The organism is Nitrosopumilus zosterae (genome assembly GCF_025998175.1).
In the GTDB taxonomy this organism is placed as follows: Archaea; Thermoproteota; Nitrososphaeria; order Nitrososphaerales; family Nitrosopumilaceae; genus Nitrosopumilus; species Nitrosopumilus zosterae.
In genome coordinates this window covers 641,601-664,357 of record NZ_AP026695.1, presented here as the reverse complement: position 1 = coordinate 664,357, position 22,757 = coordinate 641,601, and the positions used below count along the sequence as shown (strand labels likewise).

The 22,757-nt window shown below is 32.0% G+C and carries 21 protein-coding genes; 11 read left to right on the top strand and 10 right to left on the bottom strand.

The genetic code is table 11. The features are described 5' to 3' along the window. Nucleotides 1-7: 7 nt before the first annotated feature. The 6 genes from OO712_RS03920 to OO712_RS03895 form a co-directional block, all read right to left on the bottom strand. On the bottom strand, nt 8-394 hold the full coding sequence (locus OO712_RS03920; RefSeq protein ID WP_109877300.1) for a hypothetical protein: 387 nt from the start codon (nt 392-394) through the stop codon (nt 8-10). Continuing rightward, the gene (locus tag OO712_RS03915) at nt 394-4,599 is read right to left on the bottom strand and encodes an InlB B-repeat-containing protein (protein ID WP_146196005.1); all 4,206 of its coding nucleotides are present in this window, start codon (nt 4,597-4,599) and stop codon (nt 394-396) included. The genes OO712_RS03920 and OO712_RS03915 overlap by 1 nt, the downstream gene beginning before the upstream one ends. 267 nt (nt 4,600-4,866) lie before the next feature. Beyond that, the gene (locus OO712_RS03910; protein WP_109877302.1) at nt 4,867-5,292 is read right to left on the bottom strand and encodes a response regulator transcription factor; all 426 of its coding nucleotides are present in this window, start codon (nt 5,290-5,292) and stop codon (nt 4,867-4,869) included. Between the two features lie 238 nt (nt 5,293-5,530). Then, nucleotides 5,531-6,589 (bottom strand): sensor histidine kinase, encoded by a 1,059-nt coding sequence (locus OO712_RS03905; protein ID WP_225866907.1) that lies wholly within the window; start codon nt 6,587-6,589, stop codon nt 5,531-5,533. Between the two features lie 389 nt (nt 6,590-6,978). After that, the gene (locus OO712_RS03900; protein WP_109877304.1) at nt 6,979-7,143 is read right to left on the bottom strand and encodes a DUF1059 domain-containing protein; all 165 of its coding nucleotides are present in this window, start codon (nt 7,141-7,143) and stop codon (nt 6,979-6,981) included. Between the two features lie 279 nt (nt 7,144-7,422). Next, nucleotides 7,423-7,671 (bottom strand): hypothetical protein, encoded by a 249-nt coding sequence (locus OO712_RS03895; protein ID WP_225866908.1) that lies wholly within the window; start codon nt 7,669-7,671, stop codon nt 7,423-7,425. A gap of 135 nt (nt 7,672-7,806) precedes the next feature. On the opposite strand from OO712_RS03895, the gene OO712_RS03890 reads away from it, so the two are divergent. Both OO712_RS03890 and OO712_RS03885 read left to right on the top strand, forming a co-directional pair. After that, the gene (locus tag OO712_RS03890; RefSeq protein WP_109877306.1) at nt 7,807-8,190 is read left to right on the top strand and encodes a hypothetical protein; all 384 of its coding nucleotides are present in this window, start codon (nt 7,807-7,809) and stop codon (nt 8,188-8,190) included. Nucleotides 8,191-8,307: 117 nt separating this feature from the next. Then, the gene (locus tag OO712_RS03885; protein WP_109877307.1) at nt 8,308-9,459 is read left to right on the top strand and encodes a two-component system sensor histidine kinase NtrB; all 1,152 of its coding nucleotides are present in this window, start codon (nt 8,308-8,310) and stop codon (nt 9,457-9,459) included. A 26-nt stretch (nt 9,460-9,485) separates the two neighbouring features. Here OO712_RS03885 and OO712_RS03880 read toward each other — a convergent pair whose 3' ends face one another. Together OO712_RS03880 and OO712_RS03875 are read right to left on the bottom strand one after the other, a co-directional pair. Next, complete coding sequence (locus OO712_RS03880; RefSeq protein ID WP_109877308.1) at nt 9,486-9,956, bottom strand: response regulator; 471 nt, start codon at nt 9,954-9,956, stop codon at nt 9,486-9,488. A 51-nt stretch (nt 9,957-10,007) separates the two neighbouring features. Continuing rightward, nucleotides 10,008-10,856: a matrixin family metalloprotease gene (locus OO712_RS03875; protein ID WP_109877309.1), complete on the bottom strand. Its 849-nt coding sequence runs from the start codon at nt 10,854-10,856 to the stop codon at nt 10,008-10,010. A 141-nt stretch (nt 10,857-10,997) separates the two neighbouring features. Here OO712_RS03875 and OO712_RS03870 point away from each other — a divergent pair, with 141 nt between their 5' ends. After that, nucleotides 10,998-11,735 (top strand): hypothetical protein, encoded by a 738-nt coding sequence (locus OO712_RS03870; RefSeq protein ID WP_225866909.1) that lies wholly within the window; start codon nt 10,998-11,000, stop codon nt 11,733-11,735. A 29-nt stretch (nt 11,736-11,764) separates the two neighbouring features. Here OO712_RS03870 and OO712_RS03865 read toward each other — a convergent pair whose 3' ends face one another. Then, nucleotides 11,765-14,065 (bottom strand): Ig-like domain-containing protein, encoded by a 2,301-nt coding sequence (locus tag OO712_RS03865; protein ID WP_264953982.1) that lies wholly within the window; start codon nt 14,063-14,065, stop codon nt 11,765-11,767. A 157-nt stretch (nt 14,066-14,222) separates the two neighbouring features. Here OO712_RS03865 and OO712_RS03860 point away from each other — a divergent pair, with 157 nt between their 5' ends. Next, entirely contained in the window at nt 14,223-16,025 is a 1,803-nt protein-coding gene (locus OO712_RS03860) for a tetratricopeptide repeat protein (protein ID WP_109877312.1), read from the top strand. A gap of 11 nt (nt 16,026-16,036) precedes the next feature. Here OO712_RS03860 and OO712_RS03855 read toward each other — a convergent pair whose 3' ends face one another. Beyond that, the gene (locus OO712_RS03855; protein WP_109877313.1) at nt 16,037-16,846 is read right to left on the bottom strand and encodes a TrmB family transcriptional regulator; all 810 of its coding nucleotides are present in this window, start codon (nt 16,844-16,846) and stop codon (nt 16,037-16,039) included. A 214-nt stretch (nt 16,847-17,060) separates the two neighbouring features. Here OO712_RS03855 and OO712_RS03850 point away from each other — a divergent pair, with 214 nt between their 5' ends. The 7 genes from OO712_RS03850 (at nt 17,061) to OO712_RS03820 (ending at nt 22,753) form a co-directional block, all read left to right on the top strand. Next, nucleotides 17,061-17,741: a flagellin gene (locus tag OO712_RS03850; RefSeq protein ID WP_264953901.1), complete on the top strand. Its 681-nt coding sequence runs from the start codon at nt 17,061-17,063 to the stop codon at nt 17,739-17,741. Nucleotides 17,742-17,836: 95 nt separating this feature from the next. After that, on the top strand, nt 17,837-18,691 hold the full coding sequence (locus OO712_RS03845) for a cupredoxin domain-containing protein (RefSeq protein ID WP_160049224.1): 855 nt from the start codon (nt 17,837-17,839) through the stop codon (nt 18,689-18,691). A 74-nt stretch (nt 18,692-18,765) separates the two neighbouring features. Further along, complete coding sequence (locus OO712_RS03840) at nt 18,766-19,485, top strand: flagellin (protein ID WP_264953900.1); 720 nt, start codon at nt 18,766-18,768, stop codon at nt 19,483-19,485. 108 nt (nt 19,486-19,593) lie between these two features. Further along, nucleotides 19,594-20,307, top strand: a complete 714-nt coding sequence (locus OO712_RS03835; protein ID WP_264953898.1) for a flagellin — start codon at nt 19,594-19,596, stop codon at nt 20,305-20,307. 104 nt (nt 20,308-20,411) lie between these two features. Beyond that, nucleotides 20,412-21,125: a flagellin gene (locus OO712_RS03830; RefSeq protein WP_264953897.1), complete on the top strand. Its 714-nt coding sequence runs from the start codon at nt 20,412-20,414 to the stop codon at nt 21,123-21,125. A gap of 103 nt (nt 21,126-21,228) precedes the next feature. After that, nucleotides 21,229-21,948 carry a flagellin gene (locus OO712_RS03825; protein WP_264953895.1) on the top strand — a complete coding sequence of 240 codons (720 nt, stop codon included), beginning with the start codon at nt 21,229-21,231 and terminating at the stop codon, nt 21,946-21,948. 91 nt (nt 21,949-22,039) lie between these two features. After that, nucleotides 22,040-22,753, top strand: coding sequence for a flagellin (locus OO712_RS03820; protein ID WP_109876573.1), 714 nt, complete (start codon nt 22,040-22,042; stop codon nt 22,751-22,753). The last annotated feature ends 4 nt before the right edge of the window (nt 22,754-22,757 follow it).

The window sequence follows — 22,757 nt, the reverse complement described above, 5'->3', positions numbered from 1 at the left end:
ATCACCTTCAGGCTATCGTAATACTGGCATATTGCAAAGTACGTCTTTCTGGATCAGTAATAGAATCACTCAGACTAATAACTACAGTTTGAGTTGGGCTACCAGTTACTGTAGAACCAGTTCCAATTTCAACATCATTGGCATCTTTTAATGAAATAGTTACAGTAGTGTCTTCCGGAATATTAGAATCAAAGGTAAGAGTTACAGAAGATATAGCATCAGAAGTTCCTAAATTCAATCCTAGTAGAGTACTGTCAGAAGAATCAAAAACTTGTAGAGACCCCATTTTACTTACATTGGATGGCGTATCTAAAGGGTTTGCAAGACCTTGAGTGCTCAGCAATACAACCCCAAAGGTAGAGAACAGTAACACAGCAAGCAAAAATAAACCCATTATTTATCACCAGAATATGTAGTGTGTTCATCATCAGATAATTGTTGTATAGATAATTCATCTTCCAGAACATTCGACCATTCTCTAAATTTTTCATATGAATTGTTGTCAAAGTTTGCAGAATAAGAATAATCAAGAACTTTCTTTGTCAAAGCATTATTTTTTGAATTATTTTTTCCAAATTCGCGTGTTTGATGTTCTAAATTCTTCTTTTCAAGTTCTATTTCAGATTCTATTCGTGCAATTTGTACTGCAGAAATTTTTCTCTCAACTTCAAGTCCTGAAATTCGTTTTTCCAATATTGCAGTTTGTTCATCCAGACGTTGTTTTTGTAGTTGAATTACAGATTCTTTTCTTTCAAGTTCAACTGCAGAAATTTTTCTTGCAAGTTCAATTTCTGTAATGATATTTTCCAAATCCTTCGATTTTGAAGAAATGTTCTTCTTGGATAATTTAGAATGATTTTGCATTTGAATTTCAGTAGGAATGATGTCCCTTTCAATTTCAATTGATGCAATGCTCTTATCTAGTTCCTCCCTTCTTTGAGAAAGATGCTCCTTTTCAAGGTCAATTAGAGTTTGTTTTCTTTCAAGTTCAGCATTGATTTTCTTCTTTTCTAGCTCAATTGAGGCAATCTTTCTCTCAAGAGAGAAATTGGCAATTCTTTTTTCCAAATCCCATATTTTTTGCCCCAGTCTTTTCTCTTCGACCTCAATCAAAGATTCCTTTCTTTCAAGTTCGGAGGAAAGTTTTTTCTTTTCAATATCAATTTTTGACAATTTACCTTCAAGTTCAATTCTTTGGGAAGATAGATTCTTCTTTTGAATGGCCACTTCGGCTAAGTTACTTTCAAGTTGTTTTGCTTTATGCTCCAAATTTTGTTTAACAAAATTTAGGTCATTTTCTTTTCGTTGAAGTTCAATTGTTTTGCTTTGATTTTTTAATTCAAATTCTGCTTCTTTATTTTTTAATTTATTAGATATTTCTCTCTTCTCATACTCTATATCTTCTATAGCTTTGTTCAATTGTTTTGTTTTTTCAGTTAATTCTTTCTTTTGTAAATTAATTTCTTCAAGATTTTTATTGAATTGCTCAGTTTTTTCAGTTAAACTTTGTCTTTGAAGACGAACTTCGGCAATTTCATTTTCAAGCTTGATGATCGATTTCTTTTTTTCAAGTTCAACATTCCCAATATTTTTCTCTAGTTCAACTGAGCATTTCATTTTTTCAAATTCAATTGCAGATAAACTTGCATCTAACTTTCTTTTTTTATCAATCATGGTTTTCTTTTCGTTTTCTACGTGAAGTAAAGATTCTTCTAGTTTCTTTGTCTTTTCAAAGAGATTCGTTTTTTGAAAATTAACTGTCTGTAGATCAATTTCAAGTTGTTTTGATTTTTCATCATAATTCTTTTTAATTAATTGAATTTCAGATTCTTTTTGTTCAAGATTTTCTGCTACTTTTTTCTTTTCTATTTCTACTTCTTTGATTCTTTTTTCAAGATCTAATATTCTCTGAGAAGCACCCTTCTTCTGCAATTCGATAGCCGCAAAATTCTTCTGAATTTCATCAGCATGAATCTTTTTCTTTTGCTCAATTTCTAAAAGACTTTTTTCTAATTCGTTAGTTTTTTGGGATAGAATTTTTCGCTCAAGCTCCACAGCAGTTATGCTTTTCTCTAATTCTTCTTTTTCAAAAATGACTGCTTTCTTTTGTAATTCAACTTCAGATAGATTTTTGTCTAATTGTTCAGTTTTTTGTTGAATTCTTTGTTTAGTAAGATCAATTGCAGAGAGATTCTTTTGAAGTTCTATTTCAGCCTGTTTTTTCTCAGATTCAGTCTTAGTGAGTTGATTTTCTAATTGAGTGATTCTTTTAATTCGTGCCTGTCTTTCAAATTCAAATAGTTCAGTCTTATTCTCAAATTCTGAAGAAATTTTCTTTTTTTGTAGAATAATATCAGTGATACTATCTTCTAAATTCTCTTTTTTCTGAGTTAAACTCTGTTTTTGGAATTCTACTTCAGCAAGATTTTTTTCTAATTGTTCAGTTTTTTGAGATAATTTCTTTTTTTGAATATCTACTTCAGCATATTTCTTTTTAAGATCAATTTCCAATTCTTTTCTTTCCAATTCAATGGTATGTGTTTTTTGTTCAAGTTTGTCAAGAATTCTATCCTTTTGTTGTTCCACATCTTGTAATTTTATTTCTAATTGAATTTTTTCTTGAATGATTCTTTTCTTTTCACGTTCAACTTCGGATAGTGATTCTTCAAGTTTTGCAGTTTTTTCTGCCAAATTATTCTTTTGAAGATTTACTTCTTCAATAGCATTTTCAAGTTTTATCATTATTTTTTTCTTTTCAAATTTTGAATCAGCGAGGTTTTTTTCAAGTAGTTCTTTTTCTTTAAGAATATTTTGTTTTTCTTCTTCTACATCGGATAGGTTTTTTTCAAGTAATTTTGTTTTTTCTTCTAATTTCTTTTTTTCAAATTCAATTTCTGATTCTTTTTGTTCAAGTTCTATTTCAGATAATCGTTTATCTAACTGCATTGATTTTTTAAATACATTTCTTTTTTCCTCTTCAATATTTTCTCTTAATTCTTGTGTCTTCTCTAACAAAACTTTCTTTTCAGATGCAGCATTCTCTAAAACTATCTCGTAATCTTTATTTTCTATTGCAAATGCATTTTTACCAAAATTGATTTTTCCACCAAATAATTTATTTAAACCTGATGGTTTTTGTCTTTTTTCTTTTATCGATTCAACTATTTCTTTGGTGCTGTAGTTTTTCTGTTTGTCATTTTGTTTTATTTTATTATATACAACAAGTCCCCCAATTGCAACGGCAGATATTATCCCGATATTCAAATATGCTATAGTGTAATCTTCATTCCATTGTGCAGTGACAGTTTTTGGACCGTTCATCAACAAGCTTCCGCTAAGAGACGTACTTTGTGAATCACCACCCCAACCTTGAAAGGTGGTTTGTTTCCACATTCCTGCAGGATCTCTAGGTATGCTTGTTCCAAATTTAGCCATACTTCCTTCATCATACCAATATGTTCCACTACCAGTTCCATATCCAGAGTTTACAGTAAGTAAATACTGTTTTTTCCATATTCCCTCAATAGATTTTGGAGAATTCATGATCACCTGAATATTTTTTCCATCAGAATTCACATCACCACTCCAACCATCAAAAATCAATCTTGTTCCGGGAATGCCTGAATCTTGAGTTGTAGAATCAATCGAGGCAACAACCACATCGTTTTCATCATAAAAACCACTTCCCTCAACTTGACCATATTTACTTTTAACATCAAGATAGAATTGATCCTTCCAATCTACGGAGATAGAATAGGGATTTTCCATTTTAACACTGGTGATGGGTTTTGTAGAATCTTTGATATCGGCAAAATTAGAGCCGCTGCTTACCCATTCATTTATTGTTCGTTTTATTTTTCCATCAGATTCAGAATCAACTGTACTCATAACTAGCGGAGCAGTGGAATTAACATTATGCCAACTGGTGTTGATTACTTTCATATTTTGTGTTGAATCCAATATTTGTAATCGGTATTGGACATCCCAATTTGCAGTAATTGTTTTGTCTTCATCCATTTTTATAAAATTAGTTTTCAAATTTGGAGTAAAGCCATCACTCCATTCAGAAAAGGCATAACGTATTCCAGGATCATTTTCATCATAAACATATGGTTCTAATACATTAAAATTTACGATTTCTCCAGAATCATAACTGCCACTTCCAACTGTGTTTCCATATGGAGAAATAATTCGCAAATCATATGTTGTACCACTACTTGAATCTTGTAAAAAGTTCACACTATCTTGTTTTTGAGCTGGATGTAATGCATATGTTGCAACAGCAGTAACATCTTCATCCATTAAAACATTGATGGGATTACCATCTACCAATTCATTATTTACTGTCCAACTGACAAATTCATATGCACCCCATTTTTCTTTAGCAGTTCCAATTACAACCCAAGAATTTTCTTCATACATTCCTGAACCATCAATATGTAATCCTGGTGGTGAAGACTTAACTTTTAATTCATAAAGATCTTTATGAATTACATCATCACCAATTTTATGATTTCCTAAAACTTGATCAAATGATGAAATATACAAAATTGCAAATAACATCATAGAAATACAGATTATTTTTGAATTCCACTTCATTTATTCCACAATAAATTAAGTTACAGGTGAGTAATGCGTAATGGTATGATCAAGATGATCAAACTGAATTTCTGACAGCTTATTTTGAACAACGTGTCAGATGTTTATTTTAATCAAAAAAACAGCATGTATTAGGCATTTCTCCTCATATATTTTTGAAAATATCTAACGTTTATGCCTAAATTTATGAAACAACAAGGGTAAAATTCAACAGAACACATATGATTCTAAAAATTTGATAATTCTAAAACAAAAATATTTTTTAGCTTAACTGGCAGGAATAGATTTGGTAAAATTTGTGCCAGGCATTTTCCCTTTTGCCAAAACGTCAGTAATCTCTTTCATCAAACCAATACGATTCAGAGGTTTTGGTACAAAGCTTATTGCACCCATTTTTAGTAATTTGTTAATAGATTCTTGATCTCGCCCATAAGCTGAAGTGGCAATGATTTTTGTATTTTGATCATTTTTTTTGATCATTTCCAAAACTTTATCACCCTCCAATCTAGGCATTTTTAAATCTAATAAAATTACATCAGGTCTATGTAATTGATATTGTTTTAAGGCTTCAATTCCATCGGAAGCCTCTAAAACTTGAATAAATTTTATAGAACTTTTAATGGCATCCCTACAAAATACTCTAAATGCCTGAGAATCATCAACAAGTAATATTACAGGAAATTTCCTAGCCACACCTAAACAAAGGACAATTGTGATACATATTGACTAGTGTGATTTTTTCAAACACACTTCCCATAAATCGTGGTACAAAATTTTAATCCAGACATAATTTTTTATGTGTTTTCAAAGATGGTTTTAATTATAATTTGTGCATGAATTTTACAAACATATCAATTCAATGAACAATACATACAGTTCATTATTTGTTCAGCCAAGTTACAATTGATTATTCGTGATAAGTTTGCGTGAACTATTGTGTTACCATTTTTGAATTATTAATTTTTGGCACAAATACCGAGAATGTGGAGGGAGTATTTTTGTAAATTAATCTACCACCATGTTGTTCAACTATCATTTTACAAATAGCCAATCCCAATCCAGTGCCATGTTGTTTTGTTGTAAACATAGGTTCAAAAATTTTCTCCTGCAAACGTGGAATTACACCAGAGCCTGAATCTTCAAAACATATTTCAATATTTTCTTTGCTATCCTTAATGAATATAGTTACAAATCCTTTTCCACGTATAGATTCAATAGCATTTGTAATAAGATTGATAAACACCGCTTCTAATTTTCGAGAATCACATAAAGCCATTCGATCATCACCTTTAATTTCTAATTTCACTGATGGCGGAATATGAATTCCTTCAATACTAGATTTTATTATTGTTTTTAATGATGTTTCGTGCATGTTAAGCTCAGACATTCGAACAAATTCCAAAACATCTTCAATGATATGAGTCATATTAGAAATAGCAGATTCAATTCGTTGCTGATGTTTTATTTTTTCAAGTACCGGCATGTTTGGAGAATTACATAAAATATCATGAGACATTTTTAATTTCGATAAAGGATTTCTTATATCATGAGCCAATCTAGACGTAAATGTTCCTATTATAGACATTTTTTCGCCTTTCAATAAATTTTCGGCCTGCTCTTTTACTTTTCTTTCAAGAAAAATTTGTTTGACGGATAATTCTTTTTCTTTTTTAATTACTTTAGTAAGATCTTCTTTTAACAATGAATTGAGTTTGCTATAATTGATTTTTTCTGTTTCAGTAATTTTTAGTTCTTTTTCAAGGTGTTCATTTTTTTCTTGGATTGATTTGGTCATAGTTTCTACAAAAGAGATTTTGTCTTGAAGTTGCTGATTAACTCTAGACATTTCATTTACTCGTTCATTTGCAAGTTTATTCATTTCTTGCATTCGTAGATCGTTTTCTTTAAGTTCCTTTCTAGCTAGTTCTAAATCTTTTAGTGCATTAACTGAAATTTCAGTTAAGTCACGTAAAACTGGATCCCGTTCCATAGGATTATCTACCAACATCACAAGAAATTATTCTAAGCACCATATTACGTACAGTTTGTTTATTTCAAACATACTCATGAATGCTAGAACATATTAGAGAAAATAAGAGATATTTTTCAATAAAACATATTCATGTATTAGTCAACCAAATTTCGTTCAACATATTTTCATACTGGAAAATAGCACTACAAACATGAACCAAACCACAGAAATTTCTAAAAATATTAAAAAATCGCTGCAGCAAAATGTCCCAATGATTTTTGAGTCATACTTATACCATTTAGAGGTTTTAGAAGATATTGAGATTAATGAATAATAATTAATATTCATAAATTGCTCATAGTATCAAAAAATTAACTCATAGAATTTCATAAATAGAATAAACCGTATTAGTTCTTCATTCTAAGAAGCAATTGATTAATCCCTTCAGTGCTATATTCTATTCCATGTTCATCAATAGAATGCTTTTGATATTTTTCAATCACTTCATTTGTATTGCCATTTATTTCAAAACTACAATCAAATCCATAATTGTTACATGATATTTTTACCATGTTATTCTTTTAAAAATACAAATAAATCATTTGGTTTGTTCACATAAAACAAATAAATTTTTAGTCAAAGATACAACAAAAAGAAAATCATTTAATAAAATATACAATTTTGAAAATAAAAAAATCGAACCCCCTAAAAGGGGGAGTCGCAAAGGACGCGACATCCCATTGAGAGTTATCGATGACAATATAATTACAACAGATTAGTTAATGGGGTGTTGTATGTACAAAGTAGGCAACCTGTTCAAATTTCAAAAAATGTGAAATCTCTAATCTGAATTACGATACATTGTTATTTTTTGCAGTCATTGCAATTTTTTCCTTTAGATTTTTAAGGAATTCACGTATTTCTTCATGTCTTTGAATTATCTTATATATCTCATAGAGTTCCTCGTATGATAAATTCAGTTTTTTTAGATCAGTATGAGTGATCCCATAATGGTTCAACACAGTCCAATATGAGGTTGGTTTGTTTTGTTGGGTTGCAATACAGGTACCTAAATGAACAGATATCTTGTACATATTCATAATATCACAAGAAAAGTTATAGATTAGATGGAAAAAAAGGTAAAAAACCAATTCCAAATTGGCAGAAAACCACCATCAAACTAAAAAAACAGAATTATTAAAAAATCATATTAATAGATTGTTGTGAGTAAATCCATGAAAGAACAGGTTTATGGAGCTGAAAAAGGCAATGGTGAAAAAGTTGCAAGTTGGTTAAATGAACAAGCAAAAGATTCAGATTTAAAATTACAAGTAAAATTAAAAAATAGTGTTTTATCAACACAGAATTTTGGTGACTTTGATTTATTGTTATTATCAGATGACTCAATTAAAAGTAGGAAGTTAATCTCCAAAGCTGGAAAAAGATTTGGAATAAAGATGATAGAAGGAGGCTATAAAGAAGAAGCAAGGATTATTCGTAGAAAAAAATCAGATTATGCCAAAGTTCTCAATGGAGATAAAGTCATAGGGCACTTGGAATTAGAAACTTCAAGATTCGGTACTAAAAAGTGGGAAATTAAATCAGAAGAGAGAAAATAGTGTTCAATTTATTAAAAATAATCAAATTATCTATTTTGGAAAATGCAAACATCATCATACCATTATGTGAGATGCACATAAATCAAAGCAATTCAATATTATTTTGTTGGGCTGAGCATGGCAGAAAAAATGAAGATATCCAAAATGGAAAAACAAAATTCTCTAGAAGATAATTTACGAAGAGCAATTGATTCTTCATCAATCGTAACAGTGATGAATACAAATGGAATTGTCACACATGTAAATCAAAAGTTTTGTGAAATTTCAGGATTTGCTGAAAATGAAATAATTGGAACAAATCTATTAATGTTGAGAAGTGGCGTACATCCCATAGAATACTATGATGAATTATGGGCAACAATCTCTAAAGGAGAAATATGGACAGGAGAAATTTGTAATCAAAGAAAAAATGGGGAGCTTTTTTGGAACAAAGCAACCATCATACCTATTAAAAATCAAGATGGAGAAATTATAGAATATATCGCCATACGTTTTGATATTACAAATCAAAAAGAAAAAGAAAACAAAATGGAAGAGACATTAATGAAATTACAAAAATCCAATCAAATAATTGAAGAACAATCAAAAAAATTGGTTAAGCAAGAAAAGCTAGTCACTATTGGAGAATTAGCAGCAAGATTATCACATGATATTCGAAATCCCCTTTCAATAATTAGAGTATCACTTGAAAATCTCAAGATCATATACGGCAAAAATGAATTAGAAACAAAGCATTTTGATAGGGTTGAGCGTGCAATAGACAGAATATCTCATCAAATAGACGATGTATTAGGTTTCATTAGAAAAGAACCTATGCGATTTGAAAAAACCCTAATTTCTGAAATCATTGCAGACTCGTTAGATTCAATTAATCTTCCAGACAGAATTTATTTTGAAATTTCGAAAAATGATTTTGAAATTTATTGTGATAAAAAACGACTTTCAGTTGCAATTACCAATTTAATTTTAAATGCAATTCAAGGAATTGAAGGAAAAGGCACCATAGAAATTATTTTAGAAGATAAAGGAGAAAACATAGTCATCAAAATTAAAGATTCAGGAAAAGGAATTCCAAGTGACATTATAGAAGAAATTTTTGAACCTTTATTTACTACAAAACAGCAAGGAACAGGCCTAGGATTAGCCAGCGTTAAATCAATAATTAACGGACATGGAGGAAAAATTTTTGTCACTTCACCACCTACAGTATTTACAATCATAATCCCAAAAAAAGGAATAGACAATAATCTCGATGATCCTCATTTTTAATCAAAATCGCTTCTCTTTGAACAAAATTATCGAATTGTCTCTGGACTTTGAGTTGCGGTTAACAGATTATTTTCTTGATTAGATCTTTTTATGCTTGAAAAGGATCTGGGAGTAATTTTCTTTAGTAAAAATTCCAAAGAAAATGGTTTTTGCATGATCTGAAGATAGGAATCTTTTGTGCTTTCATTTGACTGCATGATGTTTTGACCATATGCAGACAAGAAAATAATTCTCTGTCGAGGACATTGTTTATGGATTTTTTCAGACACTACAGTACCCGTCATTTTTGGCATATCCTGATCTAATAAAACATAATCATAGGGAGGTGTTTTATCCTTTAACACAATTTTCCTGTATCTTAATTCATTTTCATATTTTTGAAGACAGATAGCACCATTGTTAAAGATATCAACATCATAACCATTCGCTTCAAAGAATTTTTTATATTGCATCGCAGTAAATTTGTTGTCTTCTGCTATTAGTAATTTTTTGACCATTTCTATTTTACCAATTTTGTCGTTATCAAGACTTGTTTGTTGAATCTAAGCTCATTTTTCACATATTGTAGTTCCATCAGAATTCTCATTATACAAATCAGCTACTGCAATTATGTTACAATCGGAGATATATGGATAAGTCATATCAATAGTTGGGGCCATGAGGTCTTCAGGAGCAGTTGAATGTCCCAATCCCAATGCATGCCCAAATTCATGTCTCATAATTGTTCCAAGCTGAGTATTTGAAAGTGAATCGACATCATAAATTGTTATGAAGGCTTTGACAATTTCTTCACCTTCCAGAATTGTTTTGGTATAACCAGTATTACCTGAACGATCTTTAATGTTTGATAAAATCACAACAATATCACCATTTGATTTTTGTGAGTTTAGAACTTCAAAATTTTTGGGGATTGGAATTTTTGTTTCAGGAGTATTTTCAAGGGCTCCAGCCCAACCAACGTAATAATTTGAAAAAGAATTCTGAGGTCCTTTGTGCAATAAAGAATCTTCAAGATTAATTTTTTCTTTTGATAATATAGATTCCTTAATAGTTTCAATGGATTCGTTAGAAATTGAAACAGGATTTAGAATATTTACACTTAATGAAGATCCTTGAGAAAGTCGCCAGTATTTAGAAAGACTGATAGAATCACCTCGCAAATTTTCGACAGTATGTTCGGAATTAAAAAAGCCAACATAATTTAGAAGTTCTTCATTTTCACCAGATGAAGATGGAAGTCCAGTAAAATAACCTCCGAAAAATATCAATATTCCTATTTGTAAAACTAGAATTGATTTCTGATGTTTAATTTTGGATACTTTTGTTTTATGTGTAAGATTTTTTTTAGTGAAATGAATTAATTTCTTATTTTTAAGAACATAAGATATGCCTAACATTTGAATTTGTTTATTAACTATCCATCGATATATGAGAGTCTGTCCACCATGAACAAACCTTTCATATTGTTTAATTCGAACAAATAGTTCTTTTTGTATTATTCTTAGGCATAAAAAATATTGCCAGTAAGTAGAAAAATTATGATTTGTTCAATTTTGATTATGCTATCAGTGATAATTATTTTGAAAACAGGTTCTTCAGAAGCACTAAACACATCCAATGATTTTGACGAGTATAGAATATCTCAAATGCCAGAAACTCGATTTTTTGACCAATATGATGAACTTAGCGCTCCCGAAAAAACTGCAGTGGTATATCCCATCCTTACACAAACAGCGTATGCATGGGGAGGAATTCATGATTTCTATTTAGGTAGATGTGATACATGTTCAGAGATAAAAATTGAAGAATATTATGATCCTATTTTTTCTGTAGGCGCAAAAAGTTTTAGGATTTTAGAATTCTTAGGATATAGTGTAATAGACGATATAGATATTGACAAAAATCCTGAGATTTTAGATAATTTTAATTCAATAGTATTGCTTCATAATGAATTTGTTACAGAAAACGAATTTTTAGCAATAACTTCTCATCCAAATGTTATTTTTATGTACCCAGGCGCATTAAATTCCAAAGTCAAAATAAATTATGATAAAGAAACAATGATTCTTCAGAGAGGACCATCATTTCCAGATCCAGATACAGTTAACGGATTTGATTGGAAGTATGATAATTCAAATATTTCAAATAATACAATTTGTGAGGAATGGGAATTTTATAAAATAGAGAATGGGCACATGCTTAATTGCACACCAGAAGACATAATACAAAATAATGATAAAATATTAAAAGAACTAAAACGACTTGCAGAATTTTAATTTTAAAAAATTAATTCATAAAAAATAATTTATTTTGATTTTCTTTTCATATAAAATATCATTCCCACAAGTGCAGCAGGAACCATAACCAAGATAGGATCAAATCCTGCAACATCGGGTTTCTTAAATGAATCATCAGATTCTTGAATCATTTCAACAGATGTTGAATTGACTTTGATAATTTTTGATGCAAATGCTGATTGAATAGGACCATCAATACTAGCCAAAATCTTTACAGATTCATCCGAAGTAGAAATTATAGATGCAATCGCCTCACCTGTGGGACCAGTTTGTTCATCACTGATAGTAGTTATACCACCCTCTAATTCCCAAATAACAGGAGCATTTTGTAAAGGAACCCCATTTTGTTTTGCCAAAATCGAAACAATAAAAGAATCTCCTTCTTCCACAATATCAGCGCTAGTGATTTGTATTGTAGGGGTAATTTCCTCGACTACGATCTCTTCAGTAAGTATTGGTAATCCCTCAGAAACAAAAGAAACATCAAGAGTTCCAGAAGATGTAGGTTCTAGATCAAACAATGTAAAACTAGACTTTTTGGGAATTGTTACACTTTTAGGAAAATCAAGTATGGATGAATCAGAAGAAAATATTTTGACATTAATGTCTTCATTAATTTGTACAGGAAATCCTGAGGAATCTAATATTTGCAAAACAAAGGTATCTTTAACTCCATTAAATAATCTATCAGAATGATCAAGCGATAATGAATCAGGTTTTGATGAAACACTAGATAATGAAATACTAGTTTCAAATTCACCTGCATTAATTACTAAATCTTCATCACCTGAATCAACTGCCATTATAGGGATTATTGTAAAATAAGGATATTTCATTATGTGCTCTTTATCAACTACAAATATATCAGAATCAGAGACATCGATTTTAAGGTAATTTGGAATTTGAAACAACCCATCAGAAGATTCCATATAGACGGCAATCCAATGTAGTTCACCTTTTAGAAAATGATCTGTAGACACATGAGTCTTCAAGGATACAGAATCGTCATCAAATCCATCAACATCTAGTGTAACAACTTCAGAGTTGGGAATATTCGGGGCAATGTCAGAATTTGTAGGTACAAAATACCCCATGTTTCCAAATACCAAAGCAGATTCAAATCCTTTTTTAATAATGGAATTCTCAATAGAGATTGTTTTATCAGAGGTAGTAAATGGAACAACGATATCTCTATCAGCAGTTACAGGATGGCCATTTTCATCTTCAAGATAAAGCACACCTATTAACTGCCTAGAGCCATCAGATAAAACAGACAGAGGTTCAAATTTTATTTGTTCATGGCCATACAATTCAACATCTATTGTTTCAAATGTTTCTTCAACTATCATTAATGGATCTTGAGTTGTTGCAGTAAGCGTGTATGAGTCAGTTTCACCTTTTTGAATTGAAAATAATTCATGGCCATAAGTTTGTCCTTTTTGAATTTGAAAGTATCCATTAGGGTTTATAGTATTAACATCAGAACTTGTGTTTACAGTTTCTGAATCAGTTGAACTTTCAATTTCATAGAAAACAGTGATGTCTTTTGTAGCTTTAGTTAACTTTCCATTTGAAAATAACTGTGCAATTAAATGTCCACTTGAAGTATTAGACGAACTAATATCTTCAGGAATTATAAATATTTGAATTTCTCTATCGGCAGATTCATCAACAGTCAATAATTTAGATGACTCAAGATCATCTGACTTTGCAGTAATAGTGACTAAACCTTTTTTATTAACGGTAAAAGTCTGCATGGTTTCAAACTCCCCTTTAGATATAATCGCAGTAGAATCACTAAAAGTGATAACTCCCGATTTGGAAGCGCCAAGTTTTATTAAATAATCTTTATCTGCTCTTGTTACCACACCATTTTCATCAGTAAGTAAAAGTGACAATATTCCTTGATTGTTTTGGTCTATTTCAAAAACATCAGGAAATAGATCAAGAGAGATATTTTTTGGGAGATTATTTCCATAAACTTTTACAGGAATCTCCAATAATTTAGAACCCTCAGTAAAAACATAAAGAATCGTTTCACCTTCAGCATATGCTTTTAATTTGATCAAAGTTTTATAAGAATGGATTTTTTCAAAATCAATTATTTCAATAATAGATTTATCAAGAGATTCTACTTTTAGATCACGTATTTTATCCAAAGATACTTGACTACCATGCATGTTATACACTTCTAAAGTAACTACATCATTTTTGTGAATTTTGTTAGGGAGAAGATTATATTCCAAATCATACTCATTTTCTATTGCAAAAGCATAACCCATCAAAGAGAAAGTCAACAAAAGAGACACCCCAAACAATATTGATTTCAATATATAAACAACTTAAATGAACATTATAATCATAAGTTCACCCAAATTGAACGCACAAATATTTCCAACAAAAATGCTCAGTTTAAACAAATTGAACGTACAGAATGCTATTACAACAAAAATATCTGCATAATTAATGTCTGCAAATTCTGCATTGGTTAAATTTAAGATGGTAAATGGCCTAATAGGCAGCATTTTGGAGGAAAACAGAGTATCATTTAGAACATTATTTCCTAAATTGCCCCAAATTGATACAGAAGTAAGATCAAAAATCGAGAAATTATTAGATTCAAGAGAGAGAATTAAAGGGGAAATAGACGGAGATGACGATTTTGAAGATTTTACAGATGATCTAAATCTTGCAAATTATTTTCTTGCGTGTAGAAAATTTTCTGAATCATTAAGGTATTATGAAAGCGCTTTAGTGAAAAACCCTCAATCATATTCAGCTTTATGTAACAAGGGATTATGTCTTTTTAAATTATCGAAATTAGATGAGGCGTTAACATGTTATGATGAAGCCTTAACTACGTATAAGAACATCCCAGAAGCATTTTTTATGAAAGGAAAGATCATGTTTGCAAAACAAAATTTTTCAGAAGCAATCAAACAATTTCAAAATATACTAGAGTTAGAATCTGAAAATTTAGATGCCAAATTTTATTTAGGAAAATCACAAATAAAAATCGGGAATATTCAAGATGGAGTTAGTACATTAGAATCAATCATTGCAAATAATGATCATGGAGACTCATTGTTGTTGTTAGGACAGACATTCACAAAACAAAATGAATCTCAAAAGGCTTTGATCTATTTGAATAAACTTGCAGAGATTTCACCAAACCATGTAGAAGCTCACTTACTTTTAGGAAAAACATATGTTGAAATCAATAATTTCAATGATGCAATTGCACATTTTGAAAAAGTGTTAAACAAAACACCAAACAACATAGAGGCACGCATACTTTTAGGAAAAACACACATGGACATAAATAATACTAATGAAGCAATGTCTAATTTTGACAAAATTTTAGAAATTTCACCAAACCATAAAGAAGCGTTAAATTATAAAATCGAATTGTTGGAAAAGAACGGAAAACTTGATGAAGCAATAGAGTGTTGTGATCATTTAGTAGATTCAACATCAGAACCCAGAGAGCAATTATTAAAGAAAGGAATATTGTTATTCAACAACAACAAAACTGCTGATGCATTAACTATTTTTAACGGGGTTTTAGGTAAAACAAAAACAAACAATATTGCACTCATTTACAAAGCAAGAATATTTGCTCAAAAACAAGAATTTCAAGAAGCTCTTCTATGTATAGAAAACATCCTCAAATCAGAGCCAGACAATATGGAAGCACTGGAAAATGCAGCTGAATTATCATTAAAAGTTGGAAATTATGAAAACGGGTTATCTTATACTAATCAACTATTATCAAAATCATCATCAACATCAATTTTAGAGAGAAAATCACACCTATTGTCCATTCTTGGGCGTCATGAAGAAGCAGGCCAGATAGCCATGAAAATAATCCAAACTAACAAAAACAACCCAAATGCATTTTATGAACTTGGTAAAACACATCTAATTTTGAATAATTTTGAGAAGGCAATAGACTCTTTTGAGAAAGCGCTGAGTATGAATCCTCTAGATTCAAACATAATTTTGAAAAAATCGATGGCATTTTTTTCTCAACAAAAATATGAGGATGCAATTCTTTGTCTAGAGCAAATTCCAGAGAATGACGACCGTTATTATTATGCGCAATATCAAAAATCAAAGATTCAGATGATACAAGGCAATACAAAACAAGCTATGGAAATTTTATCCAAAGTGATTAAAACAAATAAAACTTTTAAAGAAATTGCGTCAAATGAAGTGATTTTTGAAAGCATATCAAATATGTTTGAATTTAAAGAATTAATAAAATAAAAAAGAAAAAATTAATTGGAAGATAGTATTTCCATTGGTTTTGATTTTTTCCATAAATGAGTACACAAACTAAACATGTTTTCAACCATCTCTTCAGAATTTGTGTACATGATTGAATCTACATCATCGTTAAGATCCATAGATTCTTTCATTGCACCAGACATTATTAGTTGATGTTTGGACTCTACAATCATTCTACTTTTAGATGGTAGTTTTCCAATTTTAACTTCAGGTGTACCTAACTGCTCAATTATCTCCATTGTTTTGGAATCACAGTCATTAGTGATTATTCTCACTTCACCACCTGCACTAATTTTTGCATGTATTTTATCTGGAATAGATGTATGATACATCCTCATCAAATCATCTGAAGTTGTAACCAGGAAGATTTTATCTGTAGATTCTTGAATTAGTTTTCCAATTCTAGTGTAGATATTTGATCTTCCTTGAACAATAGAGAATGATGACAAATCAGTAGCAGCTACATTATTTTCATAATTATGTAGACTTTCAATTACAGTTCTTGCCAACTTTTGCAACATCACTATTTCATCTTCTTTCTTTTGAATTACACTTGTCAATGCTTCTGATGGCTCCACAGCATTCACAATAGTAGGGTTTGAAAAAGTTGTTGAAATAACTCCCATGTTTCTCAGCTTGTTAAGAGATCTGTATGCCTTTCCTCTATCGACGTTTAGTTTTTGTGCCATTGTACCTACAGTTACAGAACCCATTTGAAGTAGACCTACATAGATTTTGGCATCTATTTCTTCTAAACCGAAATGAACTAGAGAATTATAGATTTCATCTTTACTTAACATATTACTTTCTCCTCTGAGTTTTTCTGGTATATATCTGATCCACCACTAGGAATCTTATAACTTAGAAGTCGTTGATTTTTCATTAAGTTTTAAACAAATTTTGACATAATTAGATACTGTGTGTTTTTTGCAAACGAACACCCACATTCAGAGAAGTTGTACGATCACAGCAAACACACGCCATGATATACCCTCATTATTCATTTTCTAATCAATGAAATTACAACGAAAGGGAACGCGACATTCTCATCGTGGAGTAATCGGTGTAGAGTCTGCAATAGTCATGATTGCATTTGTAATTGTAGCTGCAGCCTTAGCATTTGTTGTACTTAACATGGGATTCTCAACTACGCAAAAAACAAAAAATGCCATAGTCTCAAGTGCAGATGAAGCAAGTAGTGCATTAGAGATTGCAGGTAAAGTTGTGGGTTCAGGTCACATTACTGCAGGAAAACTTAATGCGACAGCCGTTCCACTAAAGATTGTCTCCGGAGGGTCAGCAATTAACCTTAATCCCTCGAATGCGGCCATTCGTTATATTAGTAACGATGTAGAGCACGGCAATATCTTTGCAGGAGCATTATCTGTAGGAACATATGATACATTGGCAGAAGCAATGCAAGCATCGGTTACTGCAGGATACATATCATCAAATCCTGTAAATGATACTAGCCCAGCTGAAACAAAAGCAGTGTTTTATTTCAATGTGAATAGAAATGACAACTTTATCTTGGATCAAGGTGAACATGGAATGTTAGCAATAGCATTTTCAGAATCTGAAAGACCACAATCACTTGATGTGATTAGAGCCGAAGTAATTCTTCCAACTGGAGCACCATTGTCAGTAGAGCGTACAGTTCCAAACATATCATCAGCAATAGTAGATCTTGGTTAATTTTACAAGTTAGCCATGTTTTTTACTTTTTTATTTTGTTTATTTTGATCAAACAACACTACAAATTACAAATTTTTTATGATTATATGATGACGGTGAAAATAATTATTATTTTAGGGCTATTCATGATTTTACCACATATTGTTTTGTCAGCATATGCAGAAAATTCGTGGATTATATCCATAAATCCGTATGATAGTCAAAAAGGACAAGAATTATTCAAGCCCAAAGAACTTCCAATATTTTCAGGAGATAGGATAACATGGCAAAATAATGATTCAACTAGTCACAGAATTGTTAGTGGGGTACCTCAGCATCCAGATTATTCGGGAACGTTCTTTTCCACAGATGTCATTTCAGGAGGAGAAAACAGTAATTCTGTTTCATTAGATTTTATAGATTATGCAGGATACTATTATTTTTGTGAAATACATCCATGGTATACAGGTAAAATATTTTTTGAAGATAGACCGAATATACTTTTTTCCACACTAGACATATCATATAAAATTCTAAATCAAAACATTCTATCAATTGGAGGATTAGTGGAATCAGATTTAGGAAATACAGAATATGAGATGCTAATTTATGACAGTAAAAACAATCTGATCTATCAAAAAATCAAATTATTCGAGTCAGATGCATCTTTTAATGAAGTTATAGATATTTCAGATTCTTTATGGAATAAAGATGAAAATTATCTACTTAAGTTAGTGTATGGTGTTCCAAGTGAATCTACCAGCATGCAGATAAAAATTTCAAAAAACACAACACATGACAAATCAAAATATTTAGAATTTTGTCAAGATTTTAAATTAGAAGATAGTTTTCTTTTTGAAGAAATACGTCTTCCAAATTGGTTCAAAAAAACATTATGCTGGCACGGCAATGATGTAACGACAGAAAAAGAATTTGTCAATTCATTAAATTTCTTTAAAAATTCTCTTTAAAGTCATTATTTTAAACATATACGATCACAATAAACACACGCCATGATATACCCACATCATTCATTTTCTAATCAATGAAATTACAGCGAAAGGGAACGCGACATTCTCATCGTGGAGTAATCGGTGTAGAGTCTGCAATAGTCATGATTGCATTTGTAATTGTAGCTGCAGCCTTAGCATTTGTTGTACTTAACATGGGATTTACTACCTCACAGAAAGCAAAGACCACAATCATCTCAGGATTAGGAGAGTCTAGTAGCAGCATGCAAGTTGCCGGTAAAGTTATCGGCGTAGGCTGTACAACATCGGCAGGAGGTTGTTCATCAACCCCATATCTTAATGCAACTGCATACCCAATCAAGGTTACTTCTGGTGGAGATGCAGTAGATTTGTCAGCAGCAACAACTGCAGTAAGATACCTTAGCAATGCTATTGAGTATGATGATGTTTATGCAGGTCCAATCACGGCAACAGAATACAGATCTTTAACAGATGCATTAGATCAGGCAGATGCCGAAAGCAGTAGTGATTTTGATGATTTTAACAATGCACAACCAATGACAGGATCTGTTGTCGCTAACACGGCAGCATTCATCTACTGGTCAGTCCAAACAACTGCTAATGCAGTATTAGATCAAGGAGAGCACGCAGTATTAGTAGTTGCATTTGAAGATGGGGAAAGACCAACTTCACTTGATACAGTTAGAGTGGAGATAATTCCAGCAACTGGAGCCTCATTGTCAGTAGAACGTCAAGTTCCAACAATCACTACATCCGTAGTAGACCTAGGTTAAACCAATAACACTGGTTTTCCTTTTTCTTATTTTTCATTTTTAGGAATATGTTGTTCGATCACAAAAAACACACGATACAATATACCAAATATTAGATTTTGATATATAATGAAATTACAGCGAAAGGGAACGCGACATTCTCATCGTGGAGTAATCGGTGTAGAGTCTGCAATAGTCATGATTGCATTTGTAATTGTAGCTGCAGCCTTAGCATTTGTTGTACTTAACATGGGATTTACTACCTCACAGAAAGCAAAGACCACAATCATCTCAGGATTAGGAGAGTCTAGTAGCAGCATGCAAGTTGCCGGTAAAGTTATCGGCGTAGGCTGTACATCATCTAGTAATGGATGCAGTACACCATATCTTAATGCAACTGCATACCCAATCAAGATTACTTCTGGTGGAGATGCAGTAGATTTGTCAGCAGCAACAACTGCAGTCAAATATGTCAGCAATAGTATCGAATATGACGATATTTACTCTGGTACAGTTACTGATGCAGAATACAGATCATTAGCTGATGCATTTAGAGGAGCAGTAGACAATAGTTTGACAAACTTCTCAGGAGTCATAAATCCTGTAAATCAAACCGTAGTAACCAACACTGCAGCATTCATCTACTGGACAGTTAGTGGATCAACCATCAATTCAATCTTAGATGATGGTGAACATGCAGTTTTGGCAGTGGCATTTGAAGATGGGGAAAGACCAACTTCACTTGATACAGTTAGAGTGGAGATAATTCCAGCAACTGGAGCCTCATTGTCAGTAGAACGTCAAGTTCCAACAATCACTACATCCGTAGTAGACCTAGGTTAAACCAATAACACTGGTTTTCCTTTTTCTTATTTTTAAAATTTTTTTTCTGTTTGATCACAGCAAACACACGCTATGATATACTCCCATCCCACTAAATTCTATCAATGAAATTACAACGAAAGGGAACGCGACATTCTCATCGTGGAGTCATCGGTGTAGAGTCTGCAATAGTCATGATTGCATTTGTAATTGTAGCTGCAGCCTTAGCATTTGTTGTACTTAACATGGGATTTACTACCTCACAGAAAGCAAAGACCACAATCATCTCAGGATTAGGAGAGTCTAGTAGCAGCATGCAAGTTGCCGGTAAAGTTATCGGCGTAGGCTGTACATCATCTAGTAATGGATGCAGTACACCATATCTTAATGCAACTGCATACCCAATCAAGATTACTTCTGGTGGAGATGCAGTAGATTTGTCAGCAGCAACAACTGCAGTCAAATATGTCAGCAATAGTATCGAATATGACGATATTTACTCTGGTACAGTTACTGATGCAGAATACAGATCATTAGATTTAGCATTTGAGGGTGCAGTAGCTAATAGTTTGACAAACTTCTCAGGAAATATGAATCCTGTATCTGAAACAATAGTAACCAACACTGCAGCATTCATCTACTGGACAGTTAGTGGATCAACCATCAATTCAATCTTAGATGATGGTGAACATGCAGTTTTGGCAGTGGCATTTGAAGATGGGGAAAGACCAACTTCACTTGATACAGTTAGAGTGGAGATAATTCCAGCAACTGGAGCCTCATTGTCAGTAGAACGTCAAGTTCCAACAATCACTACATCCGTAGTAGACCTAGGTTAAACCAATAACACTGGTTTTCCTTTTTCTTATTTTTAAAATTTTTTTTTGTTTGTTTATATTATACAGACTTTATGATATACTGCTTTGAATAGATTACATATCAATGAAATTACAGCGAAAGGGAACGCGACATTCTCATCGTGGAGTAATCGGTGTAGAGTCTGCAATAGTCATGATTGCATTTGTAATTGTAGCTGCAGCCTTAGCATTTGTTGTACTTAACATGGGATTTACTACCTCACAGAAAGCAAAGACTGTAACTCTAGCAGGTCTTGAAGAATCTACAAGTGCCATGAAGATAGCAGGGTCAATTACTGCAATAGGTTGTATTAATGTGAATTCAGGATGCGGAGTTGTTCAAAAAATTAATGCTACCACAATACCTTTAAAAATTTCAGAGTCGGGAAATTCCATAAATTTTGCATCAGATGTTGTCTCAATTAGCTATATTACTAAATCTATTCAATACAATAATATCTATGCAGGAGCAATAACATCCGAAATTTTTAGACAACCTGTTCTTGCATTTAGACAAGCCGACCTTGAAACAGATTCTTCATTTGATGCTTTTAATGGAGCAAATCCGGTTAACGGAACCATCCCCAATGAAACAAGTGCATTCGTGTATTGGGCAAAGAGATTAAATTCAAATCAAGTCTTAGATATGGGAGAGCACGCAGTTTTGGCAGTGGCATTTGCTGAAAATGATAGACCTCAATCACAAGACAGGATTAATTTAGAAATAATGATTTCAAGTGGTGCAACCATGACAATAAGTAGAGACATATCAAATATCACCCATGAAGTTATAGATTTAGGATAATTATACTGTTTTTTGAATAATTTGAAATTAGTCTTGTTTGATCACAGCAAACACACGCTATGATATACTCCCATCCCACTAAATTCTATCAATGAAATTACAACGAAAGGGAACGCGACATTCTCATCGTGGAGTCATCGGTGTAGAGTCTGCAATAGTCATGATTGCATTTGTAATTGTAGCTGCAGCCTTAGCATTTGTTGTACTTAACATGGGATTTACTACCTCACAGAAAGCAAAGACTTCGATCATCTCTAGTTTGGGTGAGTCCAGTAGCAGCATGCAAGTTGCAGGTAAAGTTATTGGTCAAGGATACGTAAATGGCGGATCACTTAATGCTACAGCATTTCCATTTAAGGTCTCATCTGGTGGTTCAGATGTAAATCTTGATGCAGAGACTATGGCTGTAAAATATGTCAGTAATGGAGAAAATTACGACAATATCTATGTAGGTACATTATCTACTCAAGAATGGAAACAACTATCAGCAGCATCCATACAAGCAGATGATTCAGAAACTAGTGGAACAGGTGAAGCATTTGCCGACATAGTTGGCGATCCATTTAGTAATGAAACACCAACAAACACACGTGCATTTGTTTACTTTACACAAGCAAATGAATCACCACCAAATGACATTCTTTCACAAGGTGAAACCGCAGTTTTGGCAATTCTTTACAATGCAGCTGATAAACCTTCAGCGTTAGACAAAGTCAAAATTGAAATCATTACACCAACCGGTGCAGCCTTGACGGTAGAAAGACAAGTTCCAACAATCACAAACACCATAGTAGATTTGGGCTAGGAGG